This is a genomic window from Bordetella muralis (assembly GCF_965139205.1).
Taxonomy (GTDB): Bacteria; Pseudomonadota; Gammaproteobacteria; order Burkholderiales; family Burkholderiaceae_B; genus Bordetella_A; species Bordetella_A muralis.
In genome coordinates, this window is record NZ_CBCSIU010000001.1 from 1 (window position 1) to 14,112 (window position 14,112).

At 60.5% G+C, this 14,112-nt stretch carries 8 protein-coding genes; 7 read left to right on the forward strand and 1 reads right to left on the reverse strand.

The window, feature by feature from the left end:
• Positions 1–364 precede the first annotated feature (364 nt).
• From ACNA0I_RS00005 to ACNA0I_RS00035, 7 genes are all read left to right on the forward strand, one after another.
• Positions 365–1,876, forward strand: a complete 1,512-nt coding sequence (locus ACNA0I_RS00005; protein ID WP_415804013.1) for a M81 family metallopeptidase — start codon at positions 365–367, stop codon at positions 1,874–1,876.
• Between the two features lie 81 nt (positions 1,877–1,957).
• The gene (locus tag ACNA0I_RS00010) at positions 1,958–3,523 is read left to right on the forward strand and encodes an ABC transporter substrate-binding protein (protein ID WP_415804014.1); all 1,566 of its coding nucleotides are present in this window, start codon (positions 1,958–1,960) and stop codon (positions 3,521–3,523) included.
• Positions 3,524–3,538: 15 nt separating this feature from the next.
• Positions 3,539–4,480 (forward strand): ABC transporter permease, encoded by a 942-nt coding sequence (locus tag ACNA0I_RS00015; protein WP_094823282.1) that lies wholly within the window; start codon positions 3,539–3,541, stop codon positions 4,478–4,480.
• 2 nt (positions 4,481–4,482) lie between these two features.
• The gene (locus ACNA0I_RS00020; protein WP_415804015.1) at positions 4,483–5,382 is read left to right on the forward strand and encodes an ABC transporter permease; all 900 of its coding nucleotides are present in this window, start codon (positions 4,483–4,485) and stop codon (positions 5,380–5,382) included.
• 4 nt (positions 5,383–5,386) lie between these two features.
• Positions 5,387–7,048 carry an ABC transporter ATP-binding protein gene (locus tag ACNA0I_RS00025; RefSeq protein ID WP_415804016.1) on the forward strand — a complete coding sequence of 554 codons (1,662 nt, stop codon included), beginning with the start codon at positions 5,387–5,389 and terminating at the stop codon, positions 7,046–7,048.
• A 94-nt stretch (positions 7,049–7,142) separates the two neighbouring features.
• Positions 7,143–8,621 carry a M81 family metallopeptidase gene (locus ACNA0I_RS00030; protein ID WP_415804017.1) on the forward strand — a complete coding sequence of 493 codons (1,479 nt, stop codon included), beginning with the start codon at positions 7,143–7,145 and terminating at the stop codon, positions 8,619–8,621.
• Between the two features lie 357 nt (positions 8,622–8,978).
• Positions 8,979–11,096, forward strand: a complete 2,118-nt coding sequence (locus ACNA0I_RS00035) for a DUF945 family protein (protein ID WP_415804018.1) — start codon at positions 8,979–8,981, stop codon at positions 11,094–11,096.
• A gap of 119 nt (positions 11,097–11,215) precedes the next feature.
• Here ACNA0I_RS00035 and gcvP read toward each other — a convergent pair whose 3' ends face one another.
• The gene (gene gcvP, locus ACNA0I_RS00040) at positions 11,216–14,089 is read right to left on the reverse strand and encodes an aminomethyl-transferring glycine dehydrogenase (protein ID WP_415804019.1); all 2,874 of its coding nucleotides are present in this window, start codon (positions 14,087–14,089) and stop codon (positions 11,216–11,218) included.
• Positions 14,090–14,112 lie beyond the last annotated feature (23 nt).

Below are 14,112 nucleotides of genomic sequence, written 5' to 3' on the forward strand. Positions count from 1 at the left end.
CGCCCAGGCCGGTCCCGCGAAGCCCTGTCAGCCTTTATCCCCCCGCACCGACGTATTAAGAACGAACAGCCGATGAGCCGAGAACAACAAACGAGCTAGAGACAAAAGCCCTCTCCCCACAGCTCAAACCCCAAAAGCATCACCATAAAAAAACAAACAAACGCCATCGTCTAAAACAAACTCCAACACTAAAAACAAACGCCAATTACAAAAACAAACATCCTCACTGAAACGCCCCCCCATCTCACAGGCACGCCTCGCCCAAACATCCGGGCAAAGCCTGATTGCCCATCCCTTGCATCTTCCGCAGAATCCTTATAGTCAACTACCACCAACGCACGCCCACTACAGAAGGATCGTACCGATGCGTATCGGGATAGGCGGGTTCCAGCACGAAACAAATACTTTTGCACCCTCACGCGCCACCTGGGAAGAATTCGCCGACAAAGGCGGCGGCTGGCCCAAACTAGTATCCGGTCCAGCCTTGTTTGATGCCGTCGCAGGCGCCAACATCCCGATCGCAGGCTTCATCGATGCCATGCGCGCCCACACACTCCTACCCACCACCTGGGCTGCAGCCAGTCCCTCCGGACACGTCACCCGCGACGCCTACGAGCGTATCAGCGGCATGATCCTCAACGGTCTGGAACAAGCACTTCCCCTGGACGGCGTCTATCTGGATCTGCACGGCGCCATGGTGGCCGAACATCTCGACGATGGCGAAGGCGAACTCCTGCGCCGCGTACGCGCGCTCGTCGGGCCGAACGTTCCCATCGTCGCGAGCCTGGACCTGCACGCCAACGTTACGCGCGCCATGATCGCGCAGGCCGACAGCCTGATCTGCTATCGCACCTATCCGCACATCGACATGGCCGAAACCGGCCAACGCGCAGCACAACTGCTCGACCGCAGATTGCATGGCATGCCTCGCCCCTACGTCGCCCTGCGCAGCATTCCCTATTTGATATCGCTGTGCTGGCAATCCACCGACATCGAGCCCTCGAACAGCCTGTATCAGCGGCTGGAGGATCTCGAGTCTCGCGATTCCTCGATCAGCTTGTCCTTTGCCACGGGCTTTCCAGCCGCAGACTTTCCCGAATGCGCTCCCACCGTCTGGGCCTATGGCGACACGCAGGCCGACGCCGATACTGCAGCAGATGCCATGGAACGCGCCGTCCTCAACGCCGAAGCCGACTTTGGCGGCAAAATACTGAACGCGGACGAAGCCGTGCAAATGGCCATCTCCCTGGCGCACAACAGCCTTCGCCCCATCATCATTGCCGACGTCCAGGACAACCCCGGCGCAGGTGGGAGCTCAGACACCACCGGCATTCTGCGTGCCCTGATACGCCACAACGCCACCAACGCAGCCATCGGCCTGATCGTCGACCCCGCGGCGGCGCTCGCGGCACACCATGCGGGCGAAGGCAAAACGGTACGCCTCGCGTTGGGCGGGCATTCGGGCATCCCCGACGACGAGCCTCTCGAAGCCGACTACATCGTCGAAAAAATTTCCGATGGCCGGTTCGACACTCACGGCGCGTTTTACCGCGGCTTTCACATGGACCTCGGCCCCAGTGCCTGCTTGCGCCTGAATGACGTACGCATTGTGGTCGCGTCCAACAAAGTCCAGATGGCGGATCAGGAGATGTTCCGCTTTGCCGGCATCGAGCCCACGCGCCAGGCCATCCTCGTACTGAAAAGCTCCGCCCATTTCCGGGCAGACTTCACCCAGATTGCGCAGACCATCCTGGTATGTGCTGCGCCTGGATCGATGCTGATGGATGCAGCACAGCAGCCATGGACACGGCTACGCCATGGCATCAGAATGGCGCCTTGCGGTCCCGCCTTTGCGGCCCGCACGGCAACACTCTGACCGTATATGCTGCCTTCGCGGCGTATACGGTCATGCGGCGGCTCTCGGCTCGCCCAACAACGGAAAGAAAAGGGGATTTTCATGTTGAAGTTTGTTCGTGCGGCCGCCCTGGCCGGTGCTGCGCTCTTCGCAGTGGGAAGCGCCCATGCAGAAACCGCCATTCGCGCGGTGATGCACTCGCCGCTGCGATTAACCGATCCTCATGCGACCACCGCGTACATCACGACGTGGCATGGTTACATGATCTACGACACCTTGCTGGCGACCGACGCAAACAACAAGGTCCAGCCGCAAATGCTGGACAAGTGGGACGTGTCGAGTGATGGCAAGACGTACACGATGACGCTGCGGCCCGGCCTGAAATGGCATGACGGCCAGCCTGTCAAAGCCGAGGATTGCGTAGCCTCGATCAAACGCTGGGCTGCCGGCGACGGCATGGGCCGCACGCTGCTGAAGTTCGTCTCCAGCATTGATGTGGTCGACGACAAGACCTTTCGCATCGTCATGACCGAGCCCACGGACCTGGCCTTGCGCGCGCTTTCCAAACCCACCGGCACCGCGGCGTTCATGATGCCCAAGCGCATCGCGGAGACGCCTATTGGCAAGCCCATCACCGACATGACAGGCTCCGGCCCGTTCAAAGTCGCCGAATTCAAACCCGGCGTCAAAACGGTCTACGTCAAGAACACGGACTACGTGCCGCGCAAAGAACCCGCCAGCGGATTGGCCGGCGGCAAAGTCGTCAACGTCGACAAAGTCGTCTGGGACGTCATGCCCGATGCGCTGACGACGGCGAACGCACTCTTGGGCGGCGAGCTCGACTACGTCGAACAGTTCCCGTATGACCTGCTGCCCATGCTGGATGGCAACGACGAATTCAAGGTCGAGTCGCTCAGTCCGGTGGGCTATTTCACGATGTATCGCTTCAACTTCAAGTACCCACCCTTCGACAATAAAAAGATCCGGCAGGCCGCCATGTACGCGATCGGCCAGGAAGACGTCATGAAGGCACTGGTAGGCAATCCGAAGTACTACCAGACCTGCGCTTCGCTCTGGGGCTGCGGCACGCCGTTTGAAAGCGATATCGGCAAAGACATCGTCGTACCGTCGAACATTGACAAAGCCAAAGCGCTGCTCAAAGAAGCCGGTTACGACAATACCCCTGTCCTGCTCATGCACGCGACGGACGTCGGCACCCTCAGTCCGCAACCGGTCGTCATGGCGGAGGCGCTGCGCAAAGCCGGCTTTAACGTGAACCTGGCCGCCATGGACTGGCAAAGCGTCGCCACTCGACGTGCATCGAAGGCCGCACCGGATGCTGGCGGCTGGAACATCCACAACACCAACTGGTACGCCACCGACATCATGGATCCGGTACGCTCCGCCCCTGCGTCGGCCAATGGCGACAGTGCCTGGTTCGGTTGGCCGAATTTCCCGGAAATCGAAGCCCTGCGCACCAAATTCGCACTGACCTCCGATCCGGCCGAGCAAAAGAAAATCGCCGACGAAGCGCAACGCATCGGTATCGACGAAGGCCTGTATGTGCCGCTCGGTCAGATGTCTGTTCCCACCGCGTACTCTGTCAAACTCAGTGGGCTGGTGCACGCACCGATCATGGCGTTCTGGAACGTCAAGAAAGCCCCTTGATCCGGTAGCCCTGTCATGCTGGCTTTTATTCTGCGCCGACTGCTGGCCACCATTCCGGTACTCATCCTGGTGGCCGTGGTCGTCTTTGCCATCTTGCGCCTGAGTCCCGGCGACCCGGCTGTCATCATGGCCGGCGACGGCGCCACTCCTGAACGCATCGAGCAGATACGCCAGGTGATGGGGCTGGATCAACCGTTGTTCAAACAGTTCTTTCTATGGGCTGGCCGCCTCGTACAGGGCGATTTCGGCACTTCATTGATGTCGGGAGTGCCTGTGCGGCAGCTGATCGGGCAACGTCTGGAACCCTCGCTCAGCCTCGCTGTTCTGACACTGGTGTTCACCCTGATCGTAGCGCTGCCCCTGGGCATTCTGGCTGCCTGGAAACAGGGCCGCTTGCTCGACCGCATGGTCATGGGATTTTCCGTATTGGGATTTTCCGTACCGGTCTTCGTGACAGGCTATCTATTGATCTGGGGTTTTGCGATCGAACTGAACTGGTTCAAGGTGCAGGGCTATACGCCGTTATCCAGCGGTTTCTGGCCCTTTCTCCATCGGTTGATTTTGCCTGCGCTGGCGCTTTCCACCATCTACATTGCGCTGATTGCGCGCATCACCCGCACCAGTGTCATCGAAGTCATGGGCGAAGACTTCATCCGCACTGCTCGAGCAAAAGGCCTGGGCGAAACCGGCGTATTGCTGGGACATGCGCTGCGCAATGCGGCCGTGCCCATCGCCACGGTGATCGGCGTAGGCATCGCCTTGTTGATCAGTGGCGTCGTCGTCACGGAGTCGGTGTTTAACATCCCGGGCCTGGGACGTCTGGTGGTCGAGGCGGTATTGGCGCGCGACTATCCGGTCATTCAAGGGCTGACGCTGTTCTTTGCCTTTGTATATGTGTTCATCAATCTGGTCGTCGATTGCGCCTATACGCTGTTCGACCCGCGCATCAGGTACTGACCATGGCCACCCCGCCCAACGTCGCCGCCCCTGCCGTTCAGGCACCCGACACAGCGCCACGATCCACGGCATGGCATCGGGTGCTGCAGGGATTCAAAAGCTGGCCTGTGCTGCTGGCGCTGGCGATTCTGCTCGTCATCGCCGCGGCCGCGCTGTTGGCTCCTTGGCTAGGGACGGTCGACCCGACTGCCCTGGATCCTGGCCAGCGACTCAAACGGCCCTTTACCGAAACCTTGCTGGGAACAGACGCGTTTGGCCGTGACCTCTGGTCTCGCATCGTGTACGGCGCACGCGTCTCGCTCATTACCGGTCTGGGCGCCGCCGTCATCAGTGTCGCCCTAGGCTTGGTCATCGGCCTGCTCGCAGGCTGGTTCCGTCGATTGGATGGATTCATCATGCGCGTCATGGACGCGATCATGGCGATCCCGGGGATCTTGCTGGCGATCTCGTTGGTCGCCGTCACGGGTGCGAGTCTGACCACGGTCCTGGTCGCCGTCACCATTCCTGAAATCCCTCGCGTCGTACGCCTCGTGCGCGGCCAGATCCTCAGCGTACGCGGCGAGCCCTACGTCGAGGCCGCGCTGGCTCTGGGCACGCCATTGCCGCTGCTGTTGTGGCGGCATATGGTGCCCAGCACGATTGCTCCGCTCACCGTGCAAGGCACCTACGTATTCGCCTCGGCCATGCTGACAGAGGCCATTCTCAGTTTTCTGGGAGCAGGCATTCCACCGGAAATTCCGTCCTGGGGCAACATCATGTCCGAGGGCCGCATGTACTTTCGGATGCTGCCCGGCCTAATTCTGTTCCCCGGCCTGTTTCTGTCGCTCACGGTGCTCAGTGTCAACATTCTGGGTGATGCATTGCGCGACGCACTCGACCCCAAAATGGTGCGCAGGATCTAACGTCATGCCCTATTCCCCGTACCCCCCTGCCGGAGACACGTCGGACGCCGTCCTGGCCATTCGCAATCTGTCTGTGACAGTGGCCGGCACCAGCAAACAGGTCGTCCGCAATCTGAGCCTGGACGTGCGGGCAGGCGAAACCGTCTGCGTAGTCGGCGAATCAGGATCGGGCAAATCGGTCAGTTCACTGGCTATCATGGGGTTGCTGCCGCCCGGCGCGCTCAAACCCAGCGGCGCCATTCGCGTCGAAGGCGAGGACATCCTCAGCGCTACGCCGCAGCGTTTGCGCGAGATGCGCGCCACCCGCATGGCCATGGTGTTCCAAGAACCCATGACCGCGCTCAACCCCGTGCACACTGTGGGCCGCCAGGTCGATGAGGTTCTGCGGCTGCATCGCCGGCTGTCGCGCGCCGAGCGGCGCGATAGAGTACTGAACATGTTCCGTTCGGTACATCTGCCAGACGTCGAGCGCATTTATGACTCGTACCCGCATCAACTCTCCGGCGGTCAGCGCCAGCGTATCGTCATCGCAATGGCGCTCATTCTGGAGCCTCGCCTGCTGATCGCCGACGAGCCGACCACGGCTCTGGATGTCACCACGCAAAAACAAATCCTGGCGCTGATCAAAGAGCTTCAGACCGAACATCAGACCGCGGTCCTGTTCATCACGCATGATTTTGGCGTCGTCGCGGAAATCGCCGACCGCATTGTGGTCATGAATCGAGGCGATCTGATCGAGTCCGGCACACGCGACGATATTCTGGCGCGCCCCGAACAAAGCTATACCCGCCGCTTGGTATCGTCCGTGCCCAGCCTGGTCCCATTGCGTCGCGACGCGCCGACAGGCGATCCGGTGTTGCGGGTACAGGGTTTGGGGCGCACCTACATCGACAAACGTTCATTCTGGTCCGGCGGTCTGCGCCAAGTGCCTGCCGCCCAAGACGTCAATCTGGTACTGCACAAGGGCGAGATCCTGGGTATCGTGGGCGAATCCGGCTCCGGAAAATCCACGGTCGCGCGTTGCATCATGCGCTTGATCGAGCCCACAACTGGCAAAGTATTGATGGGCAACGACGATATCGCCGTGCTGTCGGGCACTGCACTCAGACCGGTACGCCAGCGTATTCAAATCGTTTTTCAGGATCCCTATCGTTCGCTGAATCCACGCCGCAAAATTGGCGAATCCATTATCGAAGGCCTGCTGAATTTCGGCACTCCACGTGATCAAGCCACCGCAAAGGCCGTCGATACATTGCGCATCGTCGGGCTCGATGCTGATGCCATGGATCGCTATCCCCACCAGTTTTCCGGCGGACAGCGGCAACGCATCTGCATCGCCCGCGCCTTGGTGATGGAACCCGAAGTCCTCGTTGCCGACGAAGCCGTCTCGGCATTGGATGTCTCGGTGCAGGCCCAAGTATTAGGGCTGCTGGAACAAATCCGCCAACGCACCGGCGTGGGCGTGCTGTTCATTACGCACGACCTGCGGGTCGCGGCGCAAATCTGCGACACCATTCTGGTCATGCAACGCGGGCAGGTCGTAGAAACGGGCGCGGCCGAAACCGTGCTCACGCAGCCGACACACGATTACACCCGCGCCCTGATCGATGCTGCGCCCGGGCGCGGATGGGATTTTCAGCATTTTCGGCCGCTGGCCGCTGCGTGACGATGACGGCCGAAGGACATAGCGGTTTTCCGGTTTTGTCATCTCTCGCTGACTTCGACTCTCTCTTCATTGATAGGTTAATAAGGACTTCGACATGCGTTGGCTACTGGCAATGATCAAGCATGAAACCAATACCTTTTCTCCTGTGCCCACGCCGCTGGAGCGATTCTTTCGCGGCAGCCCGGAGATCCTGGCAGGCGAGCGCGCCGTTCGTGCCTACGAGAATACCGATAGCGGCCTGGGAGGCTATATCGAGATCGCACGCCGCGAAGGCGCCGAGATCACGATCCCCGTCGCCGCGGAATCGTGGCCCAGCGCCCCCACTGATGCAGATACTTACGCACGCTTGTGCGAACTCATTCTGGACGAGGTGCGGCGCGGCGGCTATGACGCCATCCTGCTCGATCTGCACGGCGCGATGGTGGCAGAGGGCGTCGAAGACGCCGAGGGCAATCTGCTGCGCCGTCTGCGCGAGATAGACCCCGACACACCGGTGGGCGTCACGCTGGATATGCATGCCAACATCTACGACGACATCGTGCGCCATGCCACCGTCGTCACCGGGTTTCATACGTACCCTCACGTTGACATTCGCGCCGCGGGCGTCCGTGCGGCCGATACGATTGCACGCACGCTGAAAGGCGAAATTCGCCCCGTGATGACATGGGCCAACAAACCCATGCTGCCTCACATCATGTGCCAGGGCACCCATGCCGAGCCGAATAAGTCGCTGCAGCAACGCTGCGAAGCATTGGAATCGCAGGATGCCGTTCTCGCTGCTTCTGTATTTGTCGGTTTTCCCCATGCAGACATTGGCGAGGCGGGCCTGAGCGCCGTCATCTGCACCGACGGCGACCTGCCTGCCGCCGAACGCTATCGGGACGAGTTGCTGGACACCGCGTGGAACGCACGCGAACAATGGGTCTTTCACTGCGAGCCCCTGGCTCCCGCCATCACCCGCGCGAAGGCCATCGCACAAGGCCCTGTCGTCTTGCTGGATCATTTTGACAATACAGGCTCGGGCGGCACGATGGACACCACCGAAGTCCTCGCCGAGATCCTGCGCCAGGACCTGAAAAACGTCGCCTTCTACGCGCTGTGCGACCCCGAGGCCGCCCAACAAGCCGCCGCCGCGGGGGTAGGTACCGAGATCACCTTAAACCTGGGCGGCAAAATGCCCATGCCCGCCCTCAAACAGCAAAGTCGGACCCTATCTGTCACCGGTCGCGTCAAGCTGATCTTTGACGGCGTCTACCTGAACCGCGGCCCCATGTATCGCGGCGTACGCAACGACACCGGACTGACCGTCGTCTTCGACACGGGCAATGTCGAAATCGTCTTGATCTCGCGCCACCAGGAACCCTTTGACATCAACTGCCTGCTCTCGGCGGGCATAGATCCCTTGCAGAAAAACTATGTGGTCCTGAAAAGCCGCGTTCACTGGCGAGCCGGCTTTTCCGATCTGGCGAGCGAGATCATCGAATGCACCGGGGTGGGCGTCACTACCTCCGACTACAGCCAATTGGAATTCAAGCACGTGCGGCGCCCGATTTATCCTCTAGACCCGCTGTAAACGAAAACGCATGACATCAACACCGACAGGTTCGCGCCCGTGTGCTCCGTGGGTCCGATTTTCGGGGGGGCATCAAAGCAGGCTGTGCCCCCCTGTACCACCTACGATTCCAGCGCTCACGCCGGCCTCGTTGTCCCAAAGTCCATTCGCTATACTCCCACCGCTCTCTTAGCGTCGTCGGCGAGACACCTGTAGTCAGGCCAGATGTTATTTGTTTACCATAGACACGACTTGTAATGTAGTTCCCAGAACGCGCTGACTACACCTCGTTATACTCACCGCGGGCGGCTATCGCTCCTGACGGGACGGCGCACCATCGCCGTCCCGTCAGCATGCAAACAATAAATGGACGAAAAAATGAAAAAGGTAGTAGGGATCACGACGGGCGTGGTCGTCATCGCAGTCGCAGGCTGGCTCGGCGCCACGTGGTACACCGGCAAGCGCATCCAAACAGAAGAGCCTGTGCGCCTGACGGAACTCAACAAAGAGTTGGCCAGCGCATTGGGCAGCACAGGCTTTGGTGTCACGATCAGCCAGATTTCCTACGACCGTCATTTTTTCAGCAGCGACGTCCGCTATGGCATCCAACTGACCAAAGTCCCGGGCGAAGAAGCGCCCCCCAAAGGCATGGTGGAAATTGTCGGCCGCATTGAACACGGCCCCTTCCCCAAAGGCGCATTGGCCCGTGGCCAATGGCTGCCCAAGCTGGCTTTCGTTCACAGCGAAGTCGCCTCCAATGATCTCGTCAAACCCTTGTTCGAACTGACCAAGGGCGTCTCGCCGTTGGTCGGTGACACGGTCCTGTCTTACAACGGTGACGGCGTCGGCACGGCCACGATTGCCCCTATCGAGTACGCTGCGCAAACGGACCAGTCCGTCAAGTTCAGCGGCGCCCAATTCGAAGGCAGCTTTGTACGCGCCACCAAACACGCCGTCGGCACCGGCAAGGTCAACCAACTGGCTCTGCAATTGTCCGAGGACGACGAAGGCCAGAAGGTCAATGCGAATATCACCGGCATAACGGTGGACGTCGACAGCCAGCAGGGCAAATTCGGCTTTGGCGTAGGCAGTTCTGGTGCCAAATTCGATAACATCATGATCGAGGTCGAAGAGCCGCAGGACCCCTACGCGGACGCCGCCTCCGACGCAGCAGAAGCGGCGGAAGAAGCTGCACGAGCCGCCGACGAGGCCGCCAATGCTGCGCAGAATCCGAGCGCAGAAAGCCAGACGCCGGCGCAACCCGAACAGCCCGCCCAGCCTAAACAGCCTGCTCAGCCCCCAGCGGCAACCGTCAAGACCAAGATCGAACTGAAGGATCTGGCCTACACCGCGAAAATCGCCGAACAAGACACCACCATCAACGTCGCAGCCGACTATAAAATCGGCCAGATCGCCGTCAATGGCAGCGATTTCGGTAAAGGCCATGCCACGATCAAATTCGACAAGATCGACGGCAAAGCCGCAAAAGCACTGTCCGATCTCTATAACGAAATGCTGACCAAGGTCGCCGACGGTACCGAAGACAGCAAGGCGGACGGCGCGCAGGCAATCGAACTCGTCAACCAGGCGATCCAATTGCTGGCCGCCAACCCGACCATGCGCGTCGATCCCTTCGTCTGGGAGACCGCCAAAGGCAAAAGCAACTTGAACCTGGCCATCGAGTTGACCAAGCCCGCCGGCCTGGTCGCAGGCAAGGAACTGCCAGACGATGCCAAGCAACTGCTGCAGCAATCCGTCAAGCTGATCGACATGAAGGTCACCGTCTCCAAGCCCATGGTGCAAGGCCTGGCCGCACAGTACTTGCAAGGCGAAGGAATAGACGCTGCAGCCGCTGCCAAAGAAGCCGCTGACCAAGTGACCTCCATGGCCGGTATGGCCGAGATGTTCGGCATCGCCAAGACCGATGGCGACAACGTCGTGAGCACGTTCCACTATGCCGACGGCAAGGCCAACCTGAATGGTGAAGAAGTCCCCGCCGACGAGCTGTTTGGCGCCCTGCTGAGCAGTGTCGAGGACGACGACCACGATTATGGCGAGGACAGCGAAAACACCTTGCTGAACTCGCTGGACCCGGCCCAGATCGGCCAGATGGTCAGTGACACGGGCTTCGACTACGAACTCGGCACCTCGGATTACGACACGCCCGTGCTGACGATCGATGGCAACAACGAAGGCGCCAAAAGCGTCGAGATCCTGTTCAACGATTGCGACACCGAGTCCTCGTGCACCGACATGCAAATGCGCCTCACCGTCGCCACGCCTTACCCCGTGCCGATGCGCGTGCTCAACGAATGGAACCAGAACAACCGCCTGACGCGCGCCTATTGGGATACCGAGAACAAAGTCGCCACCATGGAAATGGATGTAAATGCCTACGGTGGCGTAGGCCAAGACAATGTGGAATTCACAGTACAGATGTTCCTGGCCAATGTGTCGATGTTCACCGACACGATGAAAGAGGCGCCTCGTAAATAAGCACTGACATGATGCCGGCCCCGCTGGCATCGCTAAACAAAAACGCCCGCCGACTATCAATCGGCGGGCGTTTTTACGTTGGCGCGCTATCCGCGCAGCGCCATCGTCACACTACGAGGTCACGCATAGGCCTCGATGGGCAAGCAAGCGCACACCAGATTGCGATCACCGTAGGCGTTATCCACGCGCGCCACAGGCGGCCAGTACTTGGTCTCGCGCAGCGACTCGACCGGATACGCGGCCTGCTGACGGGGATAGTCGTGGTGCCATTCCTCAGCCAACAGCATCTGCGCCGTGTGCGGAGCATTCTTCAGCACGTTGTCGTCGCGATCACGCTCACCGCGTTCGATTTGCGCGATCTCTTCACGGATGGAGATCATGGCATCGACAAAGCGATCCAGTTCCGCCAGGCCTTCGGACTCGGTCGGCTCGACCATCAGCGTTCCTGCCACCGGAAAGCTCATCGTAGGCGCGTGGAAACCATAGTCCATCAAGCGTTTGGCGATGTCCTCGGCGCTGATACCCGTCGTGTCTTTCAGCGGACGAACGTCCAGAATACATTCGTGCGCGACACGGCCATTTCGGCCGGCGTACAGCACCGGATAATGATCACGCAATCGTGCTGCCAGATAGTTCGCATTCAGGATCGCCATCTCGGTCGCGCTACGCAGGCCATCGGCTCCCATCAGCGCAATATAGGCAAACGAGATCGGCAAAATGCTGGCCGAGCCAAACGGTGCTGCGGACACGGGGCCGACCTCGGATTCGACATCCAGCTTGCCTTGCGCATTCAACACGCCCGGCAAATACGGCGCCAGATGCGAACGCACGGCCACCGGACCGACACCCGGCCCGCCACCGCCGTGCGGGATGCAGAACGTCTTGTGCAGGTTCAGGTGCGAGACATCGGAACCGAACTTCCCGGGCTGGGCGACACCGACCATGGCGTTCATGTTGGCGCCATCCAGATATACCTGGCCACCGGCCTGATGCACCAGATCGCAAATCTCGGTGATGGCCTCTTCGAACACACCGTGTGTCGACGGATAGGTGATCATCAAAGCAGCCAGGCGATCGCCCACCTGCTCGACCTTGGCGCGCAGGTCTGCGATATCGACGTTGCCGTTGGCGTCAGAGGCCACGACGACCACACTCATCCCCACCAACTGGGCGGATGCGGGATTGGTGCCGTGCGCCGAGGCGGGGATCAAACATACATCGCGCTGAGATTGGCCGTTGGCGCGGTGATAACCGCGGATCGCCAGCAGGCCCGCATATTCGCCCTGCGCGCCCGAGTTCGGCTGCAGGCTGATATCGTCATATCCGGTGATTTCGCACAGCGCGTCAGACAGGCGCTGCACCAATTCGCGATAGCCCTGGCTTTGGTCCACCGGCGCATACGGATGGATCTGCGCAAACTCGGGCCACGTGACGGGAATCATCTCGGCCGTCGCGTTCAGCTTCATCGTGCACGAGCCCAACGGAATCATGCTGCGATCCAGGGCCAGGTCTTTGTCGGACAGCTTGCGCAGATAGCGCAGCATGTCGGTTTCAGATTGCACACTGGAGAACACGGGGTGCGACAGAATCGCACTCTCACGTTGCACCGCCGCGGGAATCCCGCCCGCAGCCTTGGCATCCAGGGCGTCGATATCCAGCGCCACGTCGTCTTTTTCCAGGCCCGCGGCAAAGACATTCACCAGAGCCTGCAAATCGGCGGCAGTCACCGTCTCGTCCAGCGAGACCGACAAGCGTGCGCCATCGACGCGGCGCAGGTTGATGTGTTCGCACTCGGCAGCCACTACCAACGCTGGCGTCGCCGCCCCTGTTTCCAGCAGCAGCGTGTCAAAGAACGTGTCGTTGACGACTTTGACCCCCAACTGCGTCAGCGCCGTGCGCAGAATCGCCGTGTAGCGCTGCACGCGCGTGGCGATGCGACGGATACCCTCGGGACCGTGCCACACGGCGTACAAGCCCGCCATCACGGCCAGCAGCACCTGCGCCGTGCAAATATTCGACGTCGCTTTCTCGCGGCGGATATGCTGTTCGCGCGTCTGCAATGCCAGGCGCAATGCCGGATTGCCCTGGGCATCTTTCGACACGCCGACCAAACGGCCCGGCATATTGCGCTTGAAGGCGTCTTTGCAGGCCATGAAACCCGCGTGCGGGCCGCCGAAACCAAACGGCACCCCAAAGCGCTGCGACGAGCCGACGGCGATGTCCGCGCCCCACTCTCCCGGGGGCGTCAACAACGCCAGCGCCAGCAAGTCCGTCGCGCACGCGACAACGGCGCCTTGTGCATGTGCCGCCTCGGCCAACGCACGATAGTCGCTGACCGCGCCCAGGCTATGCGGATATTGCAGCAGTACGCCAAAGCATTCCGGCAAACCTTGCGCCTCATCGCCTATGGCGATCTCGATACCCAGGCCTTCGGCACGCGTGCGCACGACTTCGATCGTTTGCGGATGGCAATGCGCCGAGACAAAGAACACCGGGCTGGCCGATTTGGAACCACGGCGCGCCAGCGTCATGGCCTCAGCAGCCGCTGTCCCCTCGTCCAGCAGCGACGCATTGGAAATATCCAGGCCCGTCAGGTCCGCCACCATAGTCTGGTAGTTCAACAGGGCTTCCAGGCGGCCTTGCGAGATCTCGGGTTGATAAGGCGTATACGCCGTGTACCAAGCCGGATTCTCCAGCACGTTGCGCAACACCACATTCGGCGTGTGCGTGCCGTAATACCCTTGACCGATGTAATTGCGGTAAATGCGATTACGGCCAGCGATGGCCTTGAGCTCGGCCAGCACATCGGGCTCACTGCGCGAGGCAGGCAACGCCAAGGGCGCCCGGCTGCGAATCGCGGGCGGCACGACCTCGTCAAGCAAGGTGTTCAGACTATCGCAGCCAACGGCCGCGAGCATTTTTTCCTGATCCCCCAGCGAGGGACCAATATGACGAGGAATGAAATCGGAATGGGTATCTAGAGCGCGCGACATGAGAGGTCTCGGTACAGAAAAAT